We start from the raw sequence: 26375 nt of genomic DNA on the forward strand, positions 1-26375 counted from the left end.
GTTGCTCCGCAAGATAGTTACCTCGGGTTAAGTTAGACACGTCGTACAAGCCGCGATCCTCCACCGTTGCGGTGCTGCACCGCGGGTGGTCAGAGCCCATCCACAATATGGGAGCGTCCACTCCTGACATTTTACAATTATCAGCCCTAAAAATTTGGTTGATATCGGCACAAATGGTTCATAATAACTCCCTGTACATCCAAATAATCATTTCAGGTGATGAATGCCATGCTGTGGAAAAAGGTCAGAAACGGGATCGACCGTGAGCACAAAGAGTCTCAATATTCGCTGCAATCGCCTATCACGCTGGAGGCCCTGAAACATTTTACAGCGGGCATGCAGGATGCGGAGATCATTGAACGGCCCACATACAATGAGCAAAAGGTTACACTGCTGTACATCAGCTCGCTGATCGACCGGAAGCGCCTGGACCAATTCATTATCGAACCGCTGAGCCGTCTGTCCCGGGACACGGTGTATGAAAGCTTGCTCACGTCCAAAATATCGGAGATCACGACATTGGAGCAGGCCATCACCGAGCTGCTGCAGGGATCCGTAGTCCTGAACGACACGGCACGCAGCCAGTGGTGGGCCATCCCTCTTGAGAACCCCTTGGGCCGCGCCATCGAATCATCCGAAACGGAGACGATCCTGTACGGACCGAAGGACAGCTTCAGCGAGCAAATAGACAAGAACATCACTCTGCTGCGCAGGCGGCTTCCTTTGGCTGCGCTCAAAACCGAAAAGTTTACGGCGGGTACCCTTACCAAAACATCGGTTGTCTTAATGTACATCGAGGGATTGACCAATCCGGATATCGTGGAAATTGCTAGGAACAAGATTGCCGAAGTAGACTTTGACCTCATTCTCGAATCCTCCCAGCTTGCCGCTTTTTTAGAGGAGCATACCCATAGCGTCTTTCCTCAGTTTCAACAAACCGATCGGCCTGACGCCGTCGCTTATTACCTCGGTATCGGCAAGCTTACGATCCTGGTGGACAATACGCCGTTCGCGCTGGTCGCTCCCACCACCTTTTTCGACCTTTTCGTTTCGCCGGAGGATTACATTAACCGATGGATCGTCGCCAGTGCCTTACGGATTATCCGATATCTCGGTTTTTTTATTTCGATGACACTCATCCCTCTTTATGTGGCGCTCACGTCGCATCATTATCAAATGATCCCGCTGCAGCATCTTTTTGTTCTTTTGGAGTCCCGAAGCAGACTGCCCTTTTCTCCGTTCTGGGAAGCCGCGCTGATGCTGATCACCCTGGAAATCATCAAAGAAGCAAGCCTTCGCATGCCGACCAAATCCGGGCAAACCCTCGGGGTCATCGGCGGTATCGTTATAGGGCAGGCCGCGGTCGCAGCCGGTTTCGCGAGCAAAGTGCTGATTGTCCTTGTCGGCATTGCCGCCATTGCCTCATTCCTGGTGCCCAATTATATGATGACGAGAGCGAACACGTTGGTCCAGTTTTTTCTCCTGGTACTATCATCCCTTCTGGGAATGCTGGGAATCTTCCTGGGGTTCGTGGCGGTCCTCATCCATTTGAACGGCCTTTCTTCCCTGAAGCAGCCTTACTTCGTGCCCGTGACGCCGCTTCACATCCACGATTGGAAAGACCTTTTCATAAGGGCCCCTTTGACCAACATGAAAAACCGGCCGGAATTTTTGCGCCCTCTAAAGAAGTGGAGATACAGCCGAAGGAGATGACAGCGTGAAAGCATTCCCGTTATTTGATAGAACGGCTACTTTTGGCGGCGTATACGCCATGCTGATGGTAAACCGGCTGCAGCTGCTTTTTTTTGTTCTGGTCCTGCCCGCATACCTCGTCCATTCTTACATGGTTTGGGGAATTATTGCGCTCGGGATCTTGTCTCAGGTCAATCTGTGGATGCTGTCCAAGTGGTTTAGCACGGAATATGCCTCTCAGGGATATGAGGGCTTTGTGAAGCTTTTCGGTGAACGGACGGTACGTTTTGCCGCCATGGCCGGTATCGCTCTGATTCTTGTTAAAATCAGCGTGATTACCCTCGGTTACGTGGAAATTGTCCATCAATTTATCTTTCCCTGGATGAACAGAAACTCGTTGGTTCTGTACACTTTACTGATCAGCGGCTACATGGCTTCCAAAGGAATGGAAAAAACAATGCGGTTTGTCGTAATCGCGTTTTTAGGCGGATTTTGGGTCATTGCGTTTTATTTTCGATTTTTCTTACCGCCGGACGCCCATCTGCATGACTTATACCCGCTCGTACCGACAGAATGGGCGCGGTCATCCTGGCAGGGTATGCTCCTGGTATGGGCATCCTTGTCGGGACCTGAATATTTGATCGTTTTGGGCAGCTGGCTGGCCCCGCAGAAGAAGCTGCTGAAATATTTGACGATTGCCAATGCGATGTCTGTTTTTGAATATTTGCTTTTGTTCATAGCGTCGATCCTGTTCTTCGGTTCCAATTACTTGAACCAAAGCAGCTATCCGGTGGTGAATATGGTCCGTTATCTGCAGTCGCCGATTCTGGACCGGATCGATATCATCATGATCTCAGTCCAGTTATTTTATTATGCCTGGGCCATTGGCCTGTTCCTGCTGTTCTTTTACGGGGCGATCCGCATCCTGTTTAAAAAAAGGGATAAACCAGCCACACGGGCCGGTTTTGCGGCAAGCTTCACCATCATCCTTGTGTGTACCATAATCGTCAATCAAACCTTCTGGAAAGCAGCACCGAACCAAAATATCTGGCCGTCCGTGCAGGTTATCCTTGGGGCGCTCACCTATTCTCTCGTACCGGCAATCCTATTTGCGGCGATCAAACGGAAGGGGCATGATGCGGAATGAACCGGTTCAAAGCAGCTGCGCTGTCGATCATTTTATGCGGGGTTATGCTTATTTCGGGATGCGGCCCGCTTGTGGAAAACAACAGGATTGAAGAAATCGCTCCGGTCATTTTCTGGTCGATCGAAGAAGCCGGAGACGGACGCTTAAAAGTGAGCACCCTGATCCCTCCTTTGATTAAAGAAAATAAGCAAATGCTCACCCACAAGGTCGATCTGCAGAGGGAGGCACACAAGGCTTTCAATTTATCCTATTACCGTGAAGTGAAAACCGGACAGCTGCGCATGCTGTTCATCAGCGAAGGGCTTGCGAGAAAAGGCGTCAGTACGCTGATCAATACGGTTATGGCCGATCCTAATATTTCCCAGCGTCTCTATCTTGTGATCTTCAAAGGAAATTTCGAAGAGTATATCCGCAACGAGCTGGACAGCCAGCCCAATGTCGATTATTTTCTTTACCGCATGTTCAAACATTACGAGGAAAAAAATCAAGGGGAACTCACCGTAGTCAATTTGCATCAATTTGTGAAAAGGCTGTACTCCCCGGTTTCGGACCCTGTTATGCCAGTGTTCAGAGTGGACAAAGACCGTTTCAAGTACGAAGGGACGGGTGTGTTCAGGCGCGACAAATTGGTTGGAGTTCTCCGCGGTATGGAAGATCAAATATTCCAGCTCGTCGACAACCTCCACTATCTTAAAAATTTCCCTATACCGGAATTATCCGTCGGTTTGGGCCATATCCACGCGAACCCCCATATTACCTTGGACAAAAAAAATTCGTCGCTTGCCATTAGAGTGGAGTTGAAAGGGAGAATCGAGGAATACCGGGGGGATAAAAATCTGGAGGATGCCAGTGAAATCGCGGATATGGATAACAAGATCCAGGCCTATCTGAAAGAGCAGACGGTGAAGCTGCTGCAAAAATTGCAGCGCTGGGGGGCGGATCCGTTCAAGCTGGGGGACCGGTCATTGACCGCTTTTTCCAAACCGACGGATAAAGAAGAATGGTCGCGCAAATGGAGCGGGATGATGATCGACGTCGCCTATCAGCTGAATTTGAGGCCATTGGCGACGACTCCCAACATTAAGCCGCTGCCAGGCGAATGAAAAATCATCGCCGGCGCTGCTCTTCCATTCTCAGACACCTCATTCGTCGTTAAGTCTATCATTGCAGGTCACATAACGTTGTGTCCATGGCCGGGCTGAATTAGCGCAAAAGAAACCAACACGGCCTCCGCTTGAGCGAAGACCGTGTATGAGCCGGCGCCGTTCAATCCCCGGCGACTGTGACGGACACATTATTTTCCTGCAGCTGCCGGATCCATTCAGGCCCTGTGCCGGCATCTGTGATGACATGGTGGATGGCCTCCCAGGAAGCGGCCTGCGCCAAAGCCTGCATTCCGAATTTGCTTGAATCCAGCAGCAGGTAGGTTTCATCTGCAATGGACAGCATTTTGCGCTTCAAAGCCGCCTGCAGCTCGTTCGTTTCGCTGATTCCGCGCTGCGGATGGGCGCCCTTGCCGGAGATGAAGGCTTTGTGCACATGGTAGCTGTCCAGCGCCCGCTCGGCCAAGGGGCCGACGTAAGACAGCGATTTGGCACTGAGTACGCCGCCGGTGGAGATGACCTTGATGTTCTCTTTGGGGCTAAGCTCCAAAGCGACTTTGACGGAATTGGTCAGCACAGTGACCGGAATATCAGGCAGCAATTTAGCCATATACCATGCCGTGGAGCTGGCGTCGAGCGCGATAGTGTCCATGGGAAGGATATGCTTCACCGCTTCTACAGCTATCGCCTGCTTTTCCCGCATGTTGGTGACTTCCCTGATCGTATAGGGAGTCTCGGCCAACGTTTCCTTGATGGAGACCGCCCCTCCGTGGCTGCGGAGAAGCTTGCCCTCCTTTTCGAGCTTGTCGAGATCCCTGCGGATCGTTTCCTCGGTCACATTGCACAATGCGCTGAGGTCTGTGACGCGTATGCTACCTTTTTCGTTGACGGTGTCGACGATCTTCTGAAGACGTTCTGCTACCAGCATAAAGACTCACCCACTATTTATAAAAGCTTCTCAAACTCCGAATACACTCCGCTCCATATTTCCCGCTCCTGAGGCTCGTAAACTGTGACAGGGAAGGACTGCCTGATCAGCGCCCGAGCTTCCTGCAGAGACCGCAGCTTCCCAAGGGTTCTGTACTGCATCAGCAGATTGCCGATCGCGCTCGCCTCCGCCGGTCCCGCAATGACCCTCTTGCCGGTAGCGTTCGCCGTAAATTGGCATAACGCCGTGTTGTTGATTCCGCCGCCCACCATGTGCACTGCGTTGAAAGAAGCTCCGGCGAGCAATTCGGCTTTTTCAAGGGTATAGCGGTACTTGAGAGCCAGGCTTTCCATCGCACAGCGGATGATTTCGCCTTCGGTCTCGGGCACAGGCTGGCCTGAGGCTGCGCAGTACCGCCTTATCGCCTCCGGCATATGGGGCGGATTCAGGAAGGAAGCATCGTCCGGGTCGACCAGGCTGCGGAAAGGCCGCGCTTCCAGTGCCAGCCCGACCAGCTCGGCAAACGTGCGCTGCCTGCCTTCCTTTATCCAGTTCCTGGCGGACTCTTGTATGAGCCACAGACCCATAATATTCTTCAACAGACGGTAAGTCCCCTCCACTCCGCCTTCGTTCGTAAAATTCCATTCCATAGCCTGCCTCGTGAGCACGGGCTCTCTCAGCTCGGTGCCGAGCAAGGACCACGTGCCGCAGCAGATGTAGGCAAATGACTCTCCGTCTGCAGGAACCGCCGCTACAGCGGAAGCCGTGTCATGTTCGCCGATGCCTATCACCGGAAAAGGCTCGACGTTCAGTTCCTCGCAGACCGACGGCTGAAGGGTGCCGAAGATTTGGCCCGGAGGGGAGGGCGGCAGCAGCAGATGCGTCGGCAGACCAAGCCCGTTTAACAGCGCCGTATCCCAGTCCTTAGTACTTGCGTTCAGCAGCTGGGTCGTTGTCGCGTTCGTGTACTCCGTGATTTTCTCGCCGGTCAGAAAATATCTCAGCAAATCGGGAATCATCAAGAGAGCGTCAGCCTGACCAAGCAGCGGAGAGCCTGCTTTTTTCAAGGCATAGAGCTGAAATAAAGTATTGAACTGAAGAAACTGGATACCGGTCCGGGAAAAAATCTCTTCCTGAGGAATCTTCGCGAACACTTCGCTCATAATGCCGTCCGTATGGTGATCCCTGTAATGGTACGGATTGCCGAGCAGCTCGCCGGAAGGGCCGATCAAGCCGAAATCCACAGCCCAGGAATCGATGGCCATGCTTACTATAGTGTACCCTTTTTGCTTCGCGATGAGAATGGCCTGCTTGATTTCGTGGTACAGCCTGAGGATATCCCAATGCAGACGGTCGCCCACCTGCACCGGGTCATTGGCAAAACGATGGATTTCATCCAGTGTCAGTCCGCCGTTCTGCAGCTGTCCCACGATGCCTCTGCCGCTGCTTGCGCCGAGATCGATGGCCAGAACCGCTTCGCTCACCAGGAAGCACCGCCTACGCCGCGGGAGGCGATTTTTTCGGTGTATCCGCTTTCAAGGAAGGCTTTCATCGGATCGGCCGGCACGCCAAGCTCTTCCCTTACCACGGCCAGCAGAGGAGTGACATCGAATTCGAAAGCTTTTCGCACTGCGTCCTCAGCCGCCATTACATCCTGCTTCTCCTGCACTTCTCTCACTTCGTCATGGCTGATCAGCAGCGCTTTGGCATATTGAGTCTGCACATTGAGCACGGAGCGGATCATGGCCGGGATTTTGGGCTCGATATTATGGCTTTGGTCAATCATGTAAGCGATCCCTTCGGCGGTTCTGCGAACATTGGCACTGCTGTCCTGGGCGGCTTCGAGAATCTGATAGAAAATAAGGAACAGCTCATAAGGGTTGGCGGTACCGACAATCATGTCGTCGTCCGCGTATTTCCGGGAGTTGAAGTGGAACCCGCCCAATTTGCCCTCGTTGATGAGATAGGCGACGATATGCTCAATGTTGGCGCCCTGCGCATGGTGGCCGGTGTCTACCAGTACCTGCGCCTGATCCCCCAATTTATTAGCCATGTTAAAAGCCATGCCCCAATCCGCCAGATCGGTATGATAAAATGCCGGTTCAAAAAACTTGTACTCGATCAGCATCCGCATGTCCGGAGTCATGGCACCATACATTTCGCTCAGGCTTTCGTACATCCACTGGATCCGTTTGCGGATATTGGCCTGGCCCGGGTAATTAGTACCGTCGGCAAACCAGAGGCTGAGATCGCGGGAGCCGACGGTTTTGGCGATTTCCACGCACTCCAGAAGATGATTCGTGGCTTTCCGACGGATATCCGCATCCGAATTGGTGACGCTGCCGAACATATACTCATCCTCCTGGAAAAGGTTCGGGTTAATCGCCCCGATGCCGACTCCGAGCTCTTCGGCGTGACTTTTCAACTTGGCGTAATCGTCCACCTTATCCCAAGGGATATGGATGGCGACGGACGGACAAGCCCCTGTCAGCCTGTGCACCACGGCGGCGTCTTCGAATTTTTCGTAGGGATCCCGCGGTACGCCTGCTTTTTTGAACACTTTGAATCTCGTTCCCGAATCCCCGTAGCCCCAGGAAGGAGTTTCAATCTTCAAAGCTTTGAGCCGTTCTTTTACTTGCTCCAGGTTCACTCCGCGGTTCTTTTGCTGCTCTTCAAACAACGAATATGCGCGATCGCTCATAACGGGCACCTCTTCTGTTCGATTTTTTCGTCTGCCTCTTGCTATCTTGTGAATGCGGCTGGAACGCCGCCGTCTACGGTGATCATGCACCCGGTCGTTTTATCCGCTTTGGATGAAGCGAAAAAGGCAATCGATTCCGCGATATCCGCAGGATAGATGTTGACGAGCAGCGTCGTTCTTTTGCGATAATACTCTTCTAGCTGATCCGGCTCAATTCCGTAAGCCGCCGCACGCTCGTTTCGCCAGTTGGAACTCCAGATTGCAGAGCCCTGAAGCACCGCATCCGGCAGCACGGAGTTGACGCGGATACCGTACTCGCCGCCTTCCGCCGCGATACAGCGGGCGAGGTGGATTTCGGCCGCTTTGGCCGTGCTGTAAGCCGATGCGCTTCGGCCCGCGTAGACGGAATTTTTGGAGCCGACGAACACCATGCTGCCTCCTGTCCCTTGGACTTTCATCAATTTGAAAGCTTCGCGGGCTACGAGGAAATACCCTGTCGCCAGGACGCTCATATTGAGGTTCCACTCGTTCAAAGAAGTTTGGTCAAAAGGGCTCGAGGTAGCCAAACCCGCATTGTTCACCACGATGTCCACGCCTCCATAGGCGATTGCCGCCTGTTTGAACGCGCCAATCACTTCGTCTTCCTTCGTGACGTCCATTTGTACCGCAATCGCCCGGCCCTCGCCATAGGAAGCATTGATTTCGGCCGCCAGGTTTTGCGCGCCCTCAAGGTTTAGGTCGGCTATGACCGCATGCGCTCCTTCCGCAACCAGCCTCTTAATCGTAGCACTGCCGATGCCGCCCGCTCCGCCGGTTACAAGAGCCACCTTGCGCGAGAACTCGGCCTCCGCGGGAGCGAGCGTTAGCTTATACAGCTCAAGCGGCCAATATTCCACGTTGTACGACTCGTTCTCGCTCAGGGAGACGAATTGGCCCAGCGCGGCGGCACCTCGCATTACGGCAATCGCCCGGTGGTACAAAGCCCCGCTGATTAACGACATGAACTTGCTTTTGCCCGTATTGATCATTCCGACGCCCGGGATAAGAATGACTCGCGGCGCCGTGTCGCCTATCACATCGCCGGGATTGCTGTTGCGCTCGAAGTACTCCCTGTACTCTTCCTTGAACCGGGCAATGCCTTCAGTCAAAGCTTGCTTCAAGCCTTCGATGTCGCCGGAAGCCGGATCCCATTCGACGTAGAGCGGCGTCATTTTTGTGTGCACCAGGTGGTCCGGGCAGGCCGCTCCGACCTGGGAGAGCCTGGCCGCGTCAGAGCTGTTTGCAAACTGCAGCACATCCTCCGCATCGTCAAAGGACAGAATCATCCGCTTGCCGTCGCTTACCGCCTGACGAATGACGGGCATGATATCGGCCGCCGCGTTTTGACGGTCTGCTTCTGTAAGCGCTTCAACTTTTGGTCCGCCGAACAGGTTCGCTTCCTGCACTCTCGCTTCAATAAAAGCTTCCGCTTCTCCGATAATGGATAATGTTTGATGATAGCAGGCTTCCGAGGTTTCTCCCCAAGTGACCAGCCCGTGCTTTTCCATCAGTACAAGCTCCGCCTTGGGGTTTCTGCGCACGCCTTCTGCGATCATTTTGGAAAGAGTAAATCCTGGGCGGACGTAAGGCACCCACACGAAACGGTCCCCGTAAATCTCGCTGGCGAGCTCCTTGCCGTTGTCGGCACAGCATAAGCTGATAATCGCGTCGGGATGGGTATGGTCCACATGCTTGAAAGGCAGGAAAGCGTGCAGCAGCGTTTCAATCGAAGCGCGGGGATGCTTGATGTCAATCATACAGTGGCTCAAATACGCGACCATCTCCTCGTCCGACATGCCCTCCCTCTCGATCAGAGGGCGGATATCCTCCATCCTTAACGCCGTAAAATGTCCCGCCTTCATCGTACCCAGGTCGGAGCCGCTGCCTTTGACCCACATGATCTCCACATCACGCCCGCGAAAATCCCGGACCATCGTCTTCAACGACGTGTTGCCTCCGCCCCAGTTCGCCACTGACCGGTCGGTCCCGAGCAGATTTGAGCGGTAGACCAGTTCCTCCAGCCCGCTCGCGCATATCGATGCTTTATCATTGCTCCACAGATTTGCCGCCATCGCGTTTCCACCTTTGTTTGTTTTTGTTTTCGCCTTTTGTTTATGTTTGTTTTCACTATATCACATCTGTTTTTATATGGGTATTGTTTTTTCGTCCGAAGCTTGAAAATCAGTGTCCGTAAATCGTTCACCTGGAAATCAATCGTTTGAAGAAGCAATAAGCGATCGTGTGGTGGATTTACCAGTAACGCAGCAGAAGGCCCTTGCTGGTTAAAAGCAAGGGCCTGGCCATTCATTATAAAGGAATAAATCCGCTCACTTTCCATCATCTTTCACACGCCAGCAAATTCGCTCAGAACGTGCTTTTCCACTTCAGTGTCTCCCATGCAGACTGCTTCGGGTACCCTTTAGGAAGTCGATCCTCGACTATCCGTCCCAGCTGCCATAACCTTTATTTGTGGGCGGTACCGTAGTTGCTGGATACCGAAGACGAACCGGAATTGGAAGAGCCCGAATTATTGGAATGCGAACCCGATTTAGAGCTCTTCGTGTCGGCCTTCGCCTGGGCCTCCTCCTTTTTGCGCAGCTCTGCCTGATACTCAGGATGCGATTCAGGACCGCCCGGATCGATGTAAGACAAGCCCTTCCAAGGGCTGGTTACAGCCACTTTCTCCGGATGGTCGAACACAAGAAATGCCGATGGCAGCCTGCGTTCCCCGTATTTACTGGAAGGATGGGTGACCAGCTCATCGTTCACAACCAGCTCGGAGGAAGCGCCCCCGTCCAGGAATCCAGCATTGATCACTCCCTGCTCCAGGAATAGGTCCTGCACTTCCTTGAGCGTTGCCCCTACACTGCTTGTCTGACGTCCATCGATTACAATAAAGATAACCGTACCGTCCGCTTTTTGTCCGACTGCCGTGCGCGGCGCTCTTCCCCATCCCCCGTCACCGCTCGTGATCAATGGTTTCCCGTTTACAATCACGCGGGGATAGAACGAAACTGCCTCGCTTACTTTCAGCTTTCTCAGCTCATCAAGGGTATATTTACCAATAATTAAAGTACCATCCTCGGCAAAACCTACTATATGTTGAGGAGTGCTGCCCTCCAGATCGCTGTAAAGCACGTTAGCCTTCGACATCACAATCCCGATCGGTGCGAACCCGTTGCCCAGGCCTTGAGGATCATCGAAGCCTCCGGCATTCAATCCCGCCACTGCGCCTGTCCGCTTCACCATATCGGTAATCTTCTCGCCCTCGCCCTGTTTAGCTGGAACCACTACACGGATGCTTTTGGGATCGAAAACAGTCATCATCTTCCCCTGCCACATCTTCCCGGAGATATCCTCCACTTTTACCAATTCCCCGGCGTGGCGCTTGCCAAGCTTGATCAGGCTGGTGTTCAGCGGATCCTTTGCTTTTGTATCGTTATCGGTTAGCAGAGTTTGAATCATTTCATCACGCTTGGCCGTACCCACCAGAAGCCAGGCCCACTGCCTGTGCTGGGTGGTGATCACCGTTTCCGCCAGAAACATACGGATATCCGACCCTGGTCCGGTAAAGTATAGAAAGCCTAATCCTGCAGTAAACAAAATCATCATAACTGTAAAAAACCTTCTCAACCGGCGTTTCCGCGGGCGGATTTTCCGGCTTGAAGGAGCTAAGGTCGTTTCCACTTGTATGTCCTCCCCTCCAAAGATGTATTTTAACATGAATAAATATTTTTTGTATTAAAATAATATTAAAACCTGTCGGTAATTGTTGCTTATTGTTGGAACTTTTGCTTCTACAAGAAAATAAACCGTTTTGATCGTTGTCTAAACATCCAGCTTAAAAAACTCTGAGCAAGATCCGTCCAATAAAAAAGGAAACCCTAAGGCTCCCCAAATTTAAGCTATGGAGTGGGGGAAGAACAAGGCAGGCGGTTCCAGCCGCTAGTATGGGAATAAAAGGTTAGGGGACCACTGACAGTGGGAAGAAAGAGGTAGGGGGTCGCAGCGGCTGTTGGCTTCCTGTTCCTCGGTAAGGTTGAGCGGCAGTTATTTATGGCCAAAAACGCTGGCTTGGATGGGTAAATAGTCTGTTTGCCCAAAATAGAGGAATTGAATTGCGTTATTGTCAAGCGGGGAGCGGGAAATCTGAGAATAACGGAAGAAATCCGTTATCACCGTAAATGCATTTGCAGTCCTCTCTATTCTTGTTCAGGTAGTGACTTTTTTTCTACAGCCTCATTTTTTATCCGCTCCGCATTAGGCTTACGGGTTAAAATATCCCCAATCCGTTGGGATGAGCCATCCAACCCAAGCTCACGCAGGATCATCCGGATATCTAAGGAGATCACTGATTTGCCATCCTCCATGCTAAGGCCCTCCTTGTAAGAAATGTTATTGGTCGCTCCGCAATGCTTGTCAGCTTTTTTAACCATATTAGCAGTGCGCCATTACAAAATCGTTACAAAAAAACCCTTCACGCATATTGTGATGATACAAATTGTATCTTATAATAATTGTCGAGACGTATATGGGAGCGTAGAAGTCAAATTCGCTATTCTGGGCACTAGAATTTGATGGAGCCAGTGGTGCAACCGACCATCTTTCTATCAATTATTTTGAAAGGTGGATTAACAAATGAAAAGCAAGCTCAGGAAATTGGGAATCGCAGCCGCACTGGTATCGTTGATGGGGAGTTCTCTCGCAACCGCAGCTCCAACCCCTCTGCTCAGTCCAACCGGCACCAACAAGGGACAAGCGGGATTAACACCCGGACTGCTCGCCTTTTACTCCGTGCCTAGTGATATTAACTTCAACACGACGCTGTCAGGGGACGAGCAAACGATTAAAGCCGATCTTGACCCAATTATTGCTTATGATGCGACCGGTACCGGGGCGGGATGGAAAATCTCCGTTGAAGCCAAACAATTCACCGAAGACACTCCTGCCAGCGGCTTTAAACCCGGAACAACAGCACGCACTTTGCCGCTCGGATCTTTAAGTTTAACTGCTCCTTCCACAATCATTGCAGCCGCTGTCGCTGGTGGGAAAATTACCACTTCTCCTCTTCCTAATCTGGTCGCTCCCGCTACAGCTGCCATTGATAATGGAAGCTCTGTCAAGATTGTCAGCGCCGATCCCAACAAAGGAATGGGCGGCTACCAGATCAAATTTCCAAGCAACGCCCTTGCTTTAACATTAAACCCGGCAACAACTTACACGGACTCCGTAAATTATCCTTCAACAGCAACGCCATATACTTCCGCACTGACCTGGACACTTTCCGTAGGACCTTAAGCTCCTGCCTCCCGGTGCCTTCCGTCTGATGGCATCGGGAATTTTTTTATCAATCTTTTACATAAGTGAGGTAACCATGATTAAACGTACATTATTGAGAACTATCCTTATTTTTCTACTGCTTGCAGCCGCTCCTACCAGCCTTTCTGCCGTTCACGCGCAGGATAATAAGCTGGGCACTCCTTTCACCGTCACTCCCGTATACCCGGACAACCAAAGCCAAGGCGTAACCGGCTATTTTAACTTAAACGTCTCGCCCGACGCCAAGCAAACGATTTATTTTAATGTTACCAATGAAACCGAGAGCCCGCTGACCATGAACGTAACTCCGGCTAACGCTTTAACTTCCGAGTACGGCGGCATTCAATATACACCGGATAACGGCAGCGAGAAAACCCGCTTTACGGACCCTTCCTTCGCCATTCGCGGTATTTTTAGCACGGATTCCAGTATTGCTTTAGAACCCCGCTCCACCAAAAAAGTCCCTGTTACCGTCAGCGTTCCACAGACCGACACCGGGACCTACCTCGGCGGGCTGCTGTTCAGCTCGGACCAGGCCAACTCGACCAGTACCGCCAACCCTGACAGCAAAAACGCCACTTTTATAATGAATAACCGGCTGGTCATCGCTATCGCCGTCCAATTGAACCTGCCCAAATCTTTCGAAGCCAAACCCGAGTTGGGGAAAGTCGGCGTCCAATCCATCGCGTCCGGGTCCCAGCTGTTCATCAAGATGAGCAACGATGCCCCCCAAATAGCTAAAGAATATAAAGGTACCTATGAAGTCCTGACAGATTCGGGAAAAAGCGTCATGCACGGCCAGTTCGGCCCATTCAATATGGCGCCTCGGACGGAGATCGCTTATCCGATTTTCTGGGACAACACGCTTGCTCCCGGCACTTACCATGCCAAAGTGAATGCCGCTTACGGCTCCCAACAAATTTCGAAGGATGCCAGCTTTACCATAGGAGTCAAGGAGCTCAAAGAATTCCATGACGCCACCGGCCGAAACCCCATCCCCTTCACCATTCCTTGGTGGGTATACGCCGTGGTTGCATTATTCCTCGCAGGCATTCTATACTTTGTGTACTGGCTCGGCACGCGCAACAAACGCAGCAAAGACGTGTCCGGTTAAGAGCCGGAGACGTCTTTTTTAGTTTATATAACCAAGACCAAAGCCGGCTTGCGATTAGACTTTTCGGCGGAACCGCTCGATTGTATTTTGTACAACAGAACAATGGAAACGGAGCACTCTCATTGCCGATTTATCTCGTCTCCCCATTGTATGAAATGCAACCAGTTGGCACAGTGCCGTAACGTGCGCCGTGCAGCGCCGCAACTTGCAACCTGGAGAGTCACACATCGGGCGAATCTATGACATCGCTTACCTCTTCAACGCCTCGATAATCATCTTGAAAATGGCCAAATCGTTTTTATAGTCCTCCGGTCCTGTCTTCGGCACAAGGTCTTGCACAATGACATCATAAAAATACCGAAGCTCAAGCGAATAAGGATCTGTAAAAGTCGGCCGAATGACGGACTCCGTATACCTTTCGCCCACAGTCTCGTTGATGAACAGTTTGGTCGGCAGATGGCGGATATAAGGCGTGTCATACTGCACCTTTACGGATTTAGTGCCCGAATAGACCTCCACATGCGCATCAAAACGTCCTTGGCCATCCACACCGGTTTCAAAGGTCACAGTAAATTTATCATAATCAAAAATAGCCGTGAAAAACAAGCTCCCTTGATTAGACGAAAGCTTCGCCCCCACAACCCCTTTGGGCATCCCGATCGCTTCCCGCATAGCCGATAGGTCGTGGCTGGACAAGCCGCAAAGGAATCGATAGAAGCTAAAGTAAGGTGAATCCGCTTCCAATCCTGTCGCTTCCTTTACCATTCGCTCCGCGCGCTGCCTTTTGTCTTCTTTTAGCGCCTCCGGTATGTCGTTAAAGGACACCACATGACTCGTCGGCCTCACAAAATAACTGTTGGGCCCGATAATATCTCTCACTCTCGCATACGCAATATGGTCGAATCCGCCGATCTGCTTCACCGCTTCCTCGAACGATGCTGCAAAGCGTCTCATATAACCGACCATCATTTTCACGTTGTTTCTCTGCTGAGCTTCAATGACGGCATCCGCTTCCGCCTCTGTAAGGCACATTGGCTTTTCTATGAGCACGTGCTTCCTGCAGTCGGCCGCCGCGATAGCGCATTCTGCGTGATATTCATCGCTGTTCAGGACAAAAACTGCATCCAGATCCTCTTGTTTCACCAGCTCGGCAGCTTCGGTATAGAGATTGGCAATGCCATATTTTTCTCCCATATACCGGACAAGCTTCGGCGAAATATCGCATAAGGCCGCGATTCTGTATTGCTCCGGCATAGCGCTTAATACAGGCAGGTGAATCACCTGCGCCACTTCCCCAAGGCCAATGATCCCGACATTCAAAATAGTACGTTCCATCTCCATATTCGCCTCCTTCGTTTGATAATCAGTCAGACGAATATTAATTCCACAAGCGCGAGAAAATACCTTTACATAAAAATCATAAAACGAGAACAGTTGTGTTACGTGTTTTCGTCTTTAGCAATATTCAACAACTGCGGCACTGTACGCAGCTTATACCCTCTGCTGCGAAGCCTTTGTAAGAGGATCGGAAGGGCGTCCACCGTATCCTGCAGGCTTTGGCCCACGCCGCCTGCGCTGTGCATTAGAATAATGGAACCCGGACGGGTATGGGACAGGATATTGGTCGCAACCTGCTTGGCGGTCAGCTGCATCCAATCCAGGCTGTCTACGTTCCATAATATTATTTTTTTCTTCGCCCTTTCCGCTTCAGCAACGACCGTTTCACTTAGTGCACCATAAGGCGGACGGAAGAGCGCAGGCTTTTTCCCGTGAGTTTGAATATCGTATCGTCAGTCCGCTGAATCTGGGAACGGATTTCCAGCGTCGTCAGCTTCACCAGATTGGGATGGTCCCAGCTGTGGTTGCCGATCACATGTCCTTCCCGCACCATTCGCTGCAGCACATCGGGATTTCTTTCGCTTCTGCGGCCAACGACAAAGAACGTCGCCTTTATATGGAAGCCGGCAAGCACATCAAGCACCTTCGGTGTCCATTCGTCATCGGGACCGTCATCGAACGTAAGGGCTGCTTCCTTGCGCTCCGGACCGCTGAGAATAACCTCATCCGGATACATGGACGACCAATCTACATGTTCGGCTTGCGGCGGACGTTCCTCCGGGGTGTGAGGTCCCCCGCTATGCGGCTCCACGGGCGCGCGTAGGCTCATCAAGCAGACCGTGGCTGGTGGGTAATACATGTTTATCACTCCTGCATGCTTTTCGTGAGTAAAGCCGATTTCGGAACAAGAAGCCATCCGCATTCCCGCGAACGTTTTCCACTTCCCTGCCTTTTAGCCTATGTTCTGACATATAGGAGGGTTCCTGCCCAGCCTACTTGGATAAAATGTGGCATACGAGCGATAATTACCTGAACTAGAGGGATACTAAACGAAGACTAAATTTTCTCTTGGGAGCAGCATGAAGCATGAAAAAGACCAGTGTTTGCCTGCTAATTATATTGTGCCTATTCATCCTGCCTGTGGAGTCAAAAGCACACCCGTCAGCACGGGACATCCCGAAACCGAGCATAGCCATTGAGGTCGATCCGCTAAAAAACAAGCTCACCGTATATAAAAATGGAGCCAAATACAAAATTTACCCCATCGCTCTGGGTAAACCCGATACTCCGACGCCAGTTGGGGATCTGAAGGTGATCAACAAATATAAAAATTGGGGCTCCGGCTTCGGCACCCGCTGGATAGGACTTAACGTGCCCTGGGGCACCTATGGTATCCACGGGACGAACCGGCCTTACTCGATCGGCCATGACGCAAGCCATGGGTGCATACGGATGTTGAACCGTCATGTGGAAGAGCTCTATGAGCTGGTGGAAGTGGGGACCCCGGTTTTCATTCTCGGCCATGTGCTCGGAGAGCCGCATATGGAGATCCGCCGGTTAGCAAGAGGAGACAGCGGGGCAGACGTGCAGCTGCTTCAAAACCGGCTCAGGAGCGCCGGCTACTATAAAGGCAGATGCCGAGGAAACTTCGACCTTGGAACGGAGCTCGCGCTTAAAGCATTTGAAAAAGCCCATAAGCTTCCGGTGGACGGAATTATGAGCAAGCATGATTACCTGGAGCTAGGAATTTTGGAGTAAATAGTCGCACGAGAAGAGCCACATTCCTATAGCAGTAAGGTGGCTCTTTACATTTCCTTGTATTGAAAAAATATTCAGCATAACGGGTAACAATTCGGTAATAAAGGAGATAAAGAATTCTTTTAAATTGTTTAAAGAATGGTATACTCCTGTGTATATGATAATAGCAGGGGTGCAGCCATGGCGTATACAATCATACAATTTTATTTCGTTTTTGTTTTGGCCTTCTTACTAGGGATTGTTGCTGTGGAAATTTTTAAAAAAGAATCCTTCAAAACAGCTGCAAAAAATGCTATGAAATGGACTCAGTATTTTTTGTGGTTCACTTTCGTCCTCATGGTCGTATACCTGTTTTTTAGCAATTTGAAAGTGATCATGGATCCCACCAATGGCAAATTTGATATCAAGACCTTTGACGATCTTAAAAGAGCGCTGCTTCAATCACAAGCGAATATTATGCTCATCTCCATCAGCGCATTTTTTGCTTTGGCAGGTATGCTTTCTTTTGTAATCCGTATGCCTTTTGCTAATTGGGAGCAAGTGAAAATTTTCGGGTTTGAATACAAACGAAAGATAGAAGAAATAAAAGAAAGTGCGAAAGAAGTATTTGATGATGTCAAAAAGTTGGGTATCCTACGGTTACAAATTATTGATTTAATCGCTTCAGATGAGGTTTACCAGTCTGTAAAACAGTGGTTGGCAGGAAACACTGTAAATGGTCATGCAGCTTTGCTGGAAGTGCTGAATGTGATCGAATTGTTCTATGAAAAAGAGCTGGACATTCAAATTAATGCGGGGCTGGTACCGGTTGTCACGGGACAGTTAAATCGAGAATATTATGATCTTCTTCCTCAATTTATCAAAGAATCGGTCTATCATACATATACATCTCCTCAATCGCTTAAACCTTTTACAAATACAAACAGTCATGCTATTTGTGTCCCGATGACTGTAGGAGAAACAGAGGATCCATACTTTATTCTTTATCTGGAAAGTTCCGAATATGAGTTTTCTGGAGCGGATATCGTGATGTTGAATGTTGTTCATACCATATTGGATATGCATATTGCTAGAGCGGAAAACGAAGTCGGATATAGCGGATGGACAAGCAAATGGAGACGTAGTATGATAAAGGCAAGGAGGCGAAAACGTATGTTGAATGTTACTTTTGCTCGGCCTACTGATGAGCAACGAAAAGAAAGACGCCGTGCCGCACAGAAATTGATCGAGCGTAAAGTGAAGAACAGTCCTACAGTTCTTTCAGATCGTGATCCCTCATATGACCGGTTTGTCAAAAAAATACGCAGCATCTAATAGTTAGTTCGTTATAGAATAATCAAAAATGGACACAATAATCACTTAGAGGTGATTGATGTGTCCATTTTCTTTTTCCCGGATAAATCCAAGGGCTCAGAGAATGAAAGAAAGAGGAAAGAGAGATTATCCATAATCGTAGATAATTATCGCAAAAAGAAGGGATTAGATGTACCAAGAGGTAAAATGAAGCCAGAAACACGCAAAGAGAGAAAATTTTTTGAAGATTAGCACTTTTGCTGATTGTTGTCGCTCTGTAGGATCTTTTTGCGGGTAAAACTCCCGTTAATGTTCTGGATAATGTCTCCTGGGAGAGGAATTTCTTTATTCATGTTGAATAACTTTACTTGAATTCAATTATTTTCCGGTAAGGTGGCCCATCATGAGAGCAGCAATCCCATTATTGTTATTTATGACCGGCGTTCAGGGCTGGGTTCTTTCCCTGCCGTTATTCGGTCCGGTGTTGTTTAAGCTTGCAGCGCATTCCGGCCAAGATCCGGTTCAAACGGCTTCCTTGTTTTTGAACTGTTATTCCCTTTCTTTTGTCCTGTGGGGTGTTCTCTTATACAAGGCCAGGCCGGATTGGAAACTGCTGCTTACCATCAATTTCATCAGTATTTTGCTGTGTCTGCTGCTCAATCTATCTTTATTAGGAGTACATTCACGCGGATGGAGCCTCGTCTTCGCCGGGATTGGTCTGTTCGCTTCGCTTCCGTCCCTCAGCTGGCTTTATTTGTTAAAGAAAATGATCCCCGGAAACCGTCTCGGCTTCGCATTCGCCTTCAATGGAGTTCTGGTCACCGTTGTAAACTATACCTTTAAAGCTTCTCAATTCTCGCCTGTCCCCGGTCTGCTTCTGGGATCGACCATGCTTGTTATCGCTTTACTCACGATTCCAAGGATATATAAGCTCGGACCTGTCATACATCAATCTTCAGAGGAAACCAGAGAACACCGGAGCAATCCGATCCCGCTCTACCTGTTCATTTTTATTATTTGTTTGCTGGGCGGCATCATGTACCAGGTTGTCAATCCGTTCCTGGCCCAATTTCCAGCCATCCCGAATTATTATGAAAAGCTGGTGTATTTGTTGGCCCTGCCCATTGTTGGCCGTTTAATGGACCGGCAGGGCATTCGTGCCGTCATTTACGGAATGGCGTTCTTGGGTCTGGCTTATACGGTCTATGCGTTCTCTTCTTCCTTCTTTGCCGCTTTCTTGGGGAGTACCGCGATGCAGATAGGTTTTGCCTTTCTTGACGTCTTTGTGCTTTATGCCTTGGCGACCTGGATAGGCAGCGGACGGCCGTTTCTTTTTCTGGGATTGGGGCTTGGCCTGTATCTGTTTTCCATCCGGGTTGGACTTATTCTGAATGCCGTGGTCGTACCCGCTTCGGTCGGGAATTACAAGATCACTTACTTGATCGCATTATGTATCTTATTGATAAGCTTCCTGCTGGTGCATTGGCTGAGTGACGCCGAGCCGAAGGAAATGGAGAAGAAGGCTTTGTTCCAGGAATTATCAGACTATTACAATGAGAAGGACGAGGAACTTAAGCTTGCCGGCAAGATCCAGCAGCAAATGCTCCCTGACCGGAAGAAGCTTCCGGAGGGGGTTGAGACATCCACATTTTTGGCCGCAGCGAGGGAAGTGGGCGGAGATTTTTACGATGTGATCGCCCTGGATGATAAGCGTGTACTGTTCGTAATTGGAGATGTAACGGACAAAGGGCTGCCCGCGGCGTTAATCATGTCCAAGGTCATCGGATTGATTCGTTCGGAAGCTTATCATAACCATACACTGCCGGATATGATCAAGCAGTTAAACCGCGTGCTGTATTCCGATTCCAGTTTCATGCTGGTTACGTTAGGGCTCGTCTTGGTGGATAAGGAGTCCGATACTTTGACCTATGCGAGCGCCGGACATGTCTCTCCATATTTGATCAAAGAAGGACGGGTTGAAACGATACCTTCCTCTTCCTTTCCTATCGGGGTCGATTCGGACATTAAACCGTTTATCGAAACCATGCCTGTCCGCCCGGACGACACTTTTGTGTTGTACACCGATGGCATTATCGAGGTCCGGAATTCGATGGAGGAAATGTACGGGTTTGAAAGGCTGGAACTCATCCTGAAGGCCGGGGCTTCGATGAATGCTTCCGCTGAGGACCTCCAATCGCTAATCTTATCCGATGTCAAGACCTTCGCGGATCAAGGTGCAAATCAGGATGACATGACTTTGGTGGTTATTAAGTTGACAGGATATTATCGACGGGATCAAAAAGGGACAGCTAGAATCCTGGATTCGTCTGTCCCTTTTTGATTTTAATAATATTAAGGATTAGTGATAATCAATTTAGCTTGAACGTCTTCCGTTTCTGTATACAGATTTACATTATAAGTGCCTGCTGCCAGGCCGCTTGCTAAATGTAAAATCGCATTGGTTTCGTTTAGCACCGTTAAAGTGGAGGCTCCTGTGACGTTTTTGTAGTCCTGTTGATTAATGGAAAAAATGGTTGCCGGAAATACACCCCCGGGTACAAAATGGGTATCGGTTGCCGTGATCAATAAATCCTGGCTGCTGTAACCCACCGGTAAATTACCAGGTTGGATAGTGAATTTAGGACTAAACCGTTTTACCGTCAAAACAAAGCTTTTTTTCTCAGTCGTACCGCCTTTGCTGATAGTTGCCGTTATGGTTACGGTTGCGTCTGAGGCATACATATTTGGCCGTTTCACTACTCCATTGTCCGCAATAACACCGGGATTGCCGGAGGACCAGCTGATCGTAGTACCGTTCCTGCCGTTGATCGGCAGCATCACATCTTTGGTAATGCTTTCCAAGGAATCTCCCGGCATGATCTCAACCCTTAAAGATGCGCTATCCGCAGCTACAGCCTGGGCAACATCGAAGAATCCCGGAAAACTTTTGCCGGTGGAGATTCCTTTGTATCTAAGCGCGTAGGTTTTCGTAGAGTCCTGTGGACCTGTTTTTAACTCGACCGTCCGGTTTGAAGAATCTAGATTAAACAAGTATGCGGAAGTGACGTTCAGCCCTTGATCCAGCGAGTAATCAGCGGACAATATCGGTGTGCCGACAGGCTGATTAAAGGTTACATGCACCGTCGTGCCGTCAACCGCCATCACGGATTGAACGGACGGTTGCGGGACTAGCTCACTACTAAATGTGAAAGTTCCCGTCGTTTCAGCTCGCCCAAGCACTTTGCCTTTCAGTTTGCTTAATAACGCATCGTAGCCGTAATAAGGAGGATTGGCGTCCAGTCCGTCCAGCTTATTCGTATTTAAGGCATACACTACTACATGATAGTGATGTGTACCGGAAGGAGGCATCGGTCCGCCGTATCCCGGAGAAAGGAAGTCACTATACAGCTCTTTGCTTCCTGGCGGCATGGACGAACCCGATGCGCCTTCAGCAAGGGACGTTATTGTGGAGGGTATATCAACAACAGCCCAGTGCAACCAGTTGGAAGCGTCGGAGTCATACATAATAATTGCAAAAGATCGCGTGCCCGCCGGCGCGTGGTTCCAGCGTAAAGGAATGCTGGTATTGGAAGCTCCGATCCAGGAATTAAAGGCGTATTTAAGCGGAATGCTTCCGCCTTTAGGAAAGCCTGTTGAACTTACAGTAAAGGTAGAAAGCGCTTTGGTTACAGCATTAACCGTTGTTACATTACTGTAGTTACCTGCCGCATCAAACGCTTTAACTCCAAACAAATAAGATGTAGCCGGTGAAAGCCCAGAAACCTTATAAACCGTGTTGGTCACCGTTCCGATTTGTAAGTTATTTTGATAAACAGCATATCCTACTGTCCCCACATTATCACTTGAAGCGTTCCACGTTAATTGCAAGGAGTGAGAGGTTACATCGCCGTAAACCAGATTGGTGACGGTTTCTGGAGGCACTGTATCCCTTTGAGCTCCTGCCGGGTTAATTCTCACCGCGATCGGATCGGAATCCAACAAATTCGGAGTTGTTACGGCGCCGCCCTTAATAGCAACATTTACGGTTACCGGAGACAGGATTGCGGCATTTGCTGTTCCGAACACGTCGACAATAATGATCGTACCGCCGCCGGCCGGACTGCCGTTCGATTCTCTCATGATCATGGCGTCATAGCCCAGTCCACCAGGCAATCCTGTGACGATCACATCATTCTTGCCCATATCCTCTTTGGCCACGGCATTTGTAATCTTGAACAACCAATACCCCGTTGCCAGCGTTGTCGGTGTATCCATGGTCAATTCCGAATTGCCATAAACGACTGCTGTAACCGGATTGGATTGCGGAGCCTGAGAAATGATCTTCACTGTCCCTGTATTTTCAGCCGATTCTGTGGTGCTATTAAGTGCAATGACGCTGTAGCCCCAATCGCCTGCATACAAGTCTGCGCCTGATGTAAAGGTGAAGGATCCGTCAGCATTCAGCGTTATACCATCTTTCTTCAAATGAGGGTATCGCTGTCCGTCCGGGCTGATTAATGTGATTCTCAAGTCTGTGGCATTACTCGCCATACCGGAAACGGTAATGGAACGATCGGCATTTGCAGCAACCTTCACGGAACTTACTTCCGGTGTCAACGGCGTATTCCTTACGGTATAAGCAAACTCCGCGGTTACGCTATTCGTCATCCCCGTCCTGACAGCAATGGCCTTTATTGTTAATGACGTGTTGATTGTGATCGGACCGGAATACGCAGTGCTCAAGGTAGTAGGCGGGCTGCCATCCAATGTATAATAAATGGTCGCTCCTGCCGTTGTTGTGCTCAAAGTCACCTGGGTGCCTGCGGTTGCTTCACCTGCCGGCAGATTGGCCGTTGGTGCGGCCGTTCTTGCACTGGTGTCATCACTGCTGCTGCCGGTGCTGCCGGTGCTTCCGCCGCCACTGCTGCTGCCGGTGCTGCCACCGGCACCGCCACCGCCGTCACCGGTGCCGGAACCCGTCTTGGAACCGGGCTGCGTCTGGAAAGTCGTATTTGACGCAGCGGAGTTGATCGTTGCTTTGTCGATTTTGCCTTCACCAATTACTTTCAGAACGGCATTCAATACGAGATCGACGATCTTGGCGTCTTTACCCACATTTAACGTCGTATCCCCAGCATTGTCGGCCACGGTTACGTTCTTGACGGACCCGGCAGGAATCTCGACGGCTATGCTCTTGGACAGGATCTCCAGGTTTTCAAAGCTGCCCAGAAGAGTAACGTTCGAGCCGGCGGGAAGTGCTGTCGTCAGTTTAACATTAGCAAAACCATTCCCCGTCGCTTGGGTATCGTCTATTTTAGCTCCGGTTTGAACATCCACCTGTTGCACGGAGGTTTTGCCTTCCGCTACAATTCGTACGTCGCCGGTTTTCTTATCGACCACCAAGGTAACAAGTACGGTGTCTACGAGATGAATGGAGTTCGCGCCCCCGCCGTTGACATACGTATTTCCTTTGACCGTTACGTTGCGCAGTGTAACATCCCCTTCGCCTATGCCTGCTCCCAGCGTCAGGTTTCCGGTAATCGTCACGTTCTGCAGTGTTATGCCTGCCGTATCTATGAGCACATCACCCTCGATGGTTTGGCTGCCGGATGCAGGACCGTGGGTGCCGGCTGTGTGATATGTAGTTTGATATGTAGTTTGCCCTGCTGCCCTGGCGCGTTCCAGCGTAACAACCGCTTCTGCGCGTGTAGTTTGGTTCTCGAAACCAAGCGAGCCGTCCTGATATCCGTCGAACAAGCCTTTCGCCACGACAGCACCTAGGGCGCCCTTGCTCCATTCCGGAAGCTTTCCCGCATCCTTGAATCGGCTGAGATCAATGGATTTGGTAATATCCAGCTTCAACAGATTCGCCAGCATCACAGCCGCTTCTTGACGGCTGATTCGATTGCCGGGTCTCATGGTCCCGTCTTCATAGCCGCTGATATATCCCGCTTTCAAAGCGATGGCGATTTGTTCGTACTCCCAGCTCTTGGGATCAATGTCCTTCGCTTTCACTTCGGCTTGTTCCTTAAGTCCGAAGGACCGGTTCACTAAAGTCACAAATTCAGCCCGGGTAACGGTATTATCCGGTTTGACCGTTCCATCGGCATAGCCCTGGATATATCCCTTGTCAATCCAGGCCTTGAGCTGTTTTTCCGCCCAATGGCCTTGGATATCCTTCCCTTCCCCAGCTGCAAGTGCTGTACTGAAGGGGGACACTAAACATAAGCTTAAGATAACGGCCACTGCTTTTCTTGCCCAAAGGCTCCTTATCCTACTGTTCATAGTTACACCCTCCAGAGGTTATTTTACCGGCAGCTTATACCCGTATTTCCAGATCGAGCCGGTTTTGTCCCAAGCAATGATGTCGCTCTTCGATTGCTTCGTCCCAGCTGTAATGTACCAATCATGCCCTTCCTCTCCCTTGAGGATGGTGATCGGGTAGCTGCTGTCCTTGCTGCGGACCCACTGGCCGTGGAGCATCTTGCCGTCCCAGCTGCTGTTCCAGTCCCAGGTGCCGTTGCTGTTGATGGTGAAGGACCCCGCGACGGCTCCGGAGGAAATGTTCAGCGTGCTGAGTCCGTTTCCAAAGTTGTTAACGTAGGCCACACCGGGGACGAGAAGCTGGTAGCTATTGAAAAAATAGTTCAAATCCGCATTATCCGAACCTGCCGCAGCTGCATTCTCGCTGCTCTTGGGTGCTTGAGCGGAGCTATCCAGTGGAGTTAGCGTGATCTGCTGGGTTTGAGGCTCCCAATCTACCTTTTGCTTCAGGTTTTCGCTGACGAAACGCAGGGGTACCAAGGTACTGCCTTGAATGATCCGGGCCGGTGTTTCCAACTGAATGACGGCACCATTGACAAGCGCTGATTTTTTGTTGATCCAAAGCAGAATCGTGTCGCTTCCCAAGGAGATGGTGACCATTTGTTCTTCGCCGTTCCACGCGACTTTTGCTCCGAGCGATTCCGCAACGAAACGGATCGGAACGATGGTATTTCCTTCCTCCGAAATACGCGGCGCCACTTCCAGCGAAGAGGTTGTATCCCCTACTCTAACATCGGTGGCCCCCACCTTAAGTACAATCGATTTATTGATCGTTGTTGTGGTCGTTGCAGTCGTATTATTGCTGTTCGTGTTTGTACTGCTCGTGTTATTGCTGTTGGTGCTCGTTGTGCTGGTATTGTTGCTGTTGTTCGCGAACTGGTTGTTATTGCCCGTAATCGTTGTATTTCCGCTGTTGTTTCCGTTATTGCTGTTTACCGTGTTATTGCTGTTGGTATTATTATTGATGATGTTGAAGACATTGCCGGAATTCGTATTGGTTGTCGTGGTATTCCCGCTGTTGATGTTGTTGGTTGTGTTGTTAATCGTTCCGTTATTGCTTGTGCCGCCGGTTGTTGCTCCGGCCGGGTTCTTGGCAGGATCCGGTTCCGTCGTGCTGTTTGCCGGCGGTATCACGGGGGCAGCGCTCAGCAGCGAGTATTTAATGTTCACCTTTTTTCCGATAATCGACTTGATCAGCAGCTTGGCGAAGTTCCCGTCATGCGTTGCAATCAGGTACAGATTTCCAGGAGCCGTTTTACTGATAAAAGTGGAATAACCGCTGGCGGGAATGGCGTTCACGCTTTCGAAATCCGTCTTTCCCAAATCGATGATCCCGTTCGCTCCGAGTCCTGCGCCCGTGTCAAATACAATATCCACTTGACTCGCCTGTTTAAAATCGACCATGGCTTTCGTAGAGAGGTTCATCCCTCCCTGGCTTAATTCGTTCTTGTACACCAGAATGGTGCCCGGAATATCCATGTCATAGCTCGTTTCAACCGCCGATCCCCAATTGAGCCTGGTTTCGGCTGCCAGCGCCGAAGTCGTAAACATCATGCCGATCAGGCACAGTACCAGCAGCCAAGCTCCCTTTCTCTTCATTCCCTTCAAACAAGACCCTC

The 26375-nt window shown here is 50.4% G+C and carries 19 protein-coding genes and 1 riboswitch; of the genes, 8 read left to right on the forward strand and 11 right to left on the reverse strand.

What is annotated here, in order from left to right:
• The first annotated feature begins 228 nt into the window (after window positions 1-228).
• From ACZ5N7_RS11395 to ACZ5N7_RS11405, 3 genes are read left to right on the forward strand one after another with little or no spacing between them, the layout of a single operon-like run.
• Window positions 229-1713: a spore germination protein gene (locus ACZ5N7_RS11395; RefSeq protein WP_464654293.1), complete on the forward strand. Its 1485-nt coding sequence runs from the start codon at window positions 229-231 to the stop codon at window positions 1711-1713.
• 4 nt (window positions 1714-1717) lie between these two features.
• Window positions 1718-2839: a GerAB/ArcD/ProY family transporter gene (locus ACZ5N7_RS11400; RefSeq protein ID WP_464654294.1), complete on the forward strand. Its 1122-nt coding sequence runs from the start codon at window positions 1718-1720 to the stop codon at window positions 2837-2839.
• Entirely contained in the window at window positions 2836-3942 is a 1107-nt protein-coding gene (locus tag ACZ5N7_RS11405; RefSeq protein ID WP_464654295.1) for a Ger(x)C family spore germination protein, read from the forward strand. The genes ACZ5N7_RS11400 and ACZ5N7_RS11405 overlap by 4 nt, the downstream gene beginning before the upstream one ends.
• Window positions 3943-4105: 163 nt before the next feature.
• Here ACZ5N7_RS11405 and ACZ5N7_RS11410 read toward each other — a convergent pair whose 3' ends face one another.
• The 6 genes from ACZ5N7_RS11410 to ACZ5N7_RS11435 form a co-directional block, all read right to left on the reverse strand.
• Complete coding sequence (locus tag ACZ5N7_RS11410; protein ID WP_464654296.1) at window positions 4106-4870, reverse strand: DeoR/GlpR family DNA-binding transcription regulator; 765 nt, start codon at window positions 4868-4870, stop codon at window positions 4106-4108.
• A gap of 17 nt (window positions 4871-4887) precedes the next feature.
• Complete coding sequence (gene rhaB / locus ACZ5N7_RS11415; protein ID WP_464654297.1) at window positions 4888-6354, reverse strand: rhamnulokinase; 1467 nt, start codon at window positions 6352-6354, stop codon at window positions 4888-4890.
• A complete protein-coding gene (gene rhaI, locus ACZ5N7_RS11420) occupies window positions 6351-7571 on the reverse strand; it encodes an L-rhamnose isomerase (protein WP_464654298.1) in 1221 nt (406 codons plus the stop codon). Before rhaI ends, rhaB begins: the two co-directional genes overlap by 4 nt.
• Window positions 7572-7612: 41 nt before the next feature.
• The gene (locus tag ACZ5N7_RS11425; protein ID WP_464654299.1) at window positions 7613-9682 is read right to left on the reverse strand and encodes a bifunctional aldolase/short-chain dehydrogenase; all 2070 of its coding nucleotides are present in this window, start codon (window positions 9680-9682) and stop codon (window positions 7613-7615) included.
• Between the two features lie 391 nt (window positions 9683-10073).
• On the reverse strand, window positions 10074-11297 hold the full coding sequence (locus ACZ5N7_RS11430; RefSeq protein ID WP_464654300.1) for a phosphodiester glycosidase family protein: 1224 nt from the start codon (window positions 11295-11297) through the stop codon (window positions 10074-10076).
• Between the two features lie 515 nt (window positions 11298-11812).
• Entirely contained in the window at window positions 11813-11980 is a 168-nt protein-coding gene (locus ACZ5N7_RS11435) for a hypothetical protein (RefSeq protein ID WP_464654301.1), read from the reverse strand.
• A gap of 154 nt (window positions 11981-12134) precedes the next feature.
• Window positions 12135-12220: riboswitch (cyclic di-GMP riboswitch) on the forward strand.
• Between the two features lie 28 nt (window positions 12221-12248).
• Here ACZ5N7_RS11435 and ACZ5N7_RS11440 point away from each other — a divergent pair.
• Both ACZ5N7_RS11440 and ACZ5N7_RS11445 read left to right on the forward strand, forming a co-directional pair.
• Entirely contained in the window at window positions 12249-12908 is a 660-nt protein-coding gene (locus ACZ5N7_RS11440) for a WxL domain-containing protein (RefSeq protein WP_464654302.1), read from the forward strand.
• 76 nt (window positions 12909-12984) lie between these two features.
• A complete protein-coding gene (locus tag ACZ5N7_RS11445) occupies window positions 12985-14043 on the forward strand; it encodes a DUF916 domain-containing protein (RefSeq protein ID WP_464654303.1) in 1059 nt (352 codons plus the stop codon).
• Between the two features lie 249 nt (window positions 14044-14292).
• On the opposite strand, the gene ACZ5N7_RS11450 is transcribed toward ACZ5N7_RS11445, so the two are convergent.
• From ACZ5N7_RS11450 to ACZ5N7_RS11460, 3 genes are all read right to left on the reverse strand, one after another.
• Entirely contained in the window at window positions 14293-15378 is a 1086-nt protein-coding gene (locus tag ACZ5N7_RS11450; protein WP_464654304.1) for a Gfo/Idh/MocA family protein, read from the reverse strand.
• Window positions 15379-15482: 104 nt separating this feature from the next.
• Entirely contained in the window at window positions 15483-15695 is a 213-nt protein-coding gene (locus ACZ5N7_RS11455; RefSeq protein WP_464654305.1) for a hypothetical protein, read from the reverse strand.
• A 74-nt stretch (window positions 15696-15769) separates the two neighbouring features.
• Complete coding sequence (locus ACZ5N7_RS11460) at window positions 15770-16240, reverse strand: polysaccharide deacetylase family protein (RefSeq protein WP_464654306.1); 471 nt, start codon at window positions 16238-16240, stop codon at window positions 15770-15772.
• Between the two features lie 227 nt (window positions 16241-16467).
• On the opposite strand from ACZ5N7_RS11460, the gene ACZ5N7_RS11465 reads away from it, so the two are divergent.
• The 3 genes from ACZ5N7_RS11465 to ACZ5N7_RS11475 all read left to right on the forward strand — a co-directional run bounded on the left by ACZ5N7_RS11465 (window position 16468) and on the right by ACZ5N7_RS11475 (window position 20773).
• Window positions 16468-17139: a L,D-transpeptidase family protein gene (locus ACZ5N7_RS11465; protein WP_464654307.1), complete on the forward strand. Its 672-nt coding sequence runs from the start codon at window positions 16468-16470 to the stop codon at window positions 17137-17139.
• A gap of 180 nt (window positions 17140-17319) precedes the next feature.
• Window positions 17320-18453 carry a hypothetical protein gene (locus ACZ5N7_RS11470; protein WP_464654308.1) on the forward strand — a complete coding sequence of 378 codons (1134 nt, stop codon included), beginning with the start codon at window positions 17320-17322 and terminating at the stop codon, window positions 18451-18453.
• Between the two features lie 382 nt (window positions 18454-18835).
• Window positions 18836-20773: a PP2C family protein-serine/threonine phosphatase gene (locus ACZ5N7_RS11475; protein ID WP_464654309.1), complete on the forward strand. Its 1938-nt coding sequence runs from the start codon at window positions 18836-18838 to the stop codon at window positions 20771-20773.
• A gap of 11 nt (window positions 20774-20784) precedes the next feature.
• On the opposite strand, the gene ACZ5N7_RS11480 is transcribed toward ACZ5N7_RS11475, so the two are convergent.
• Entirely contained in the window at window positions 20785-24717 is a 3933-nt protein-coding gene (locus ACZ5N7_RS11480; protein WP_464654310.1) for a YbhB/YbcL family Raf kinase inhibitor-like protein, read from the reverse strand.
• 18 nt (window positions 24718-24735) lie between these two features.
• The gene (locus tag ACZ5N7_RS11485; RefSeq protein ID WP_464659239.1) at window positions 24736-26355 is read right to left on the reverse strand and encodes a stalk domain-containing protein; all 1620 of its coding nucleotides are present in this window, start codon (window positions 26353-26355) and stop codon (window positions 24736-24738) included.
• Between the last annotated feature and the right edge of the window lie 20 nt (window positions 26356-26375).

This window comes from Paenibacillus sp. JCM 18996 (assembly GCF_055392555.1).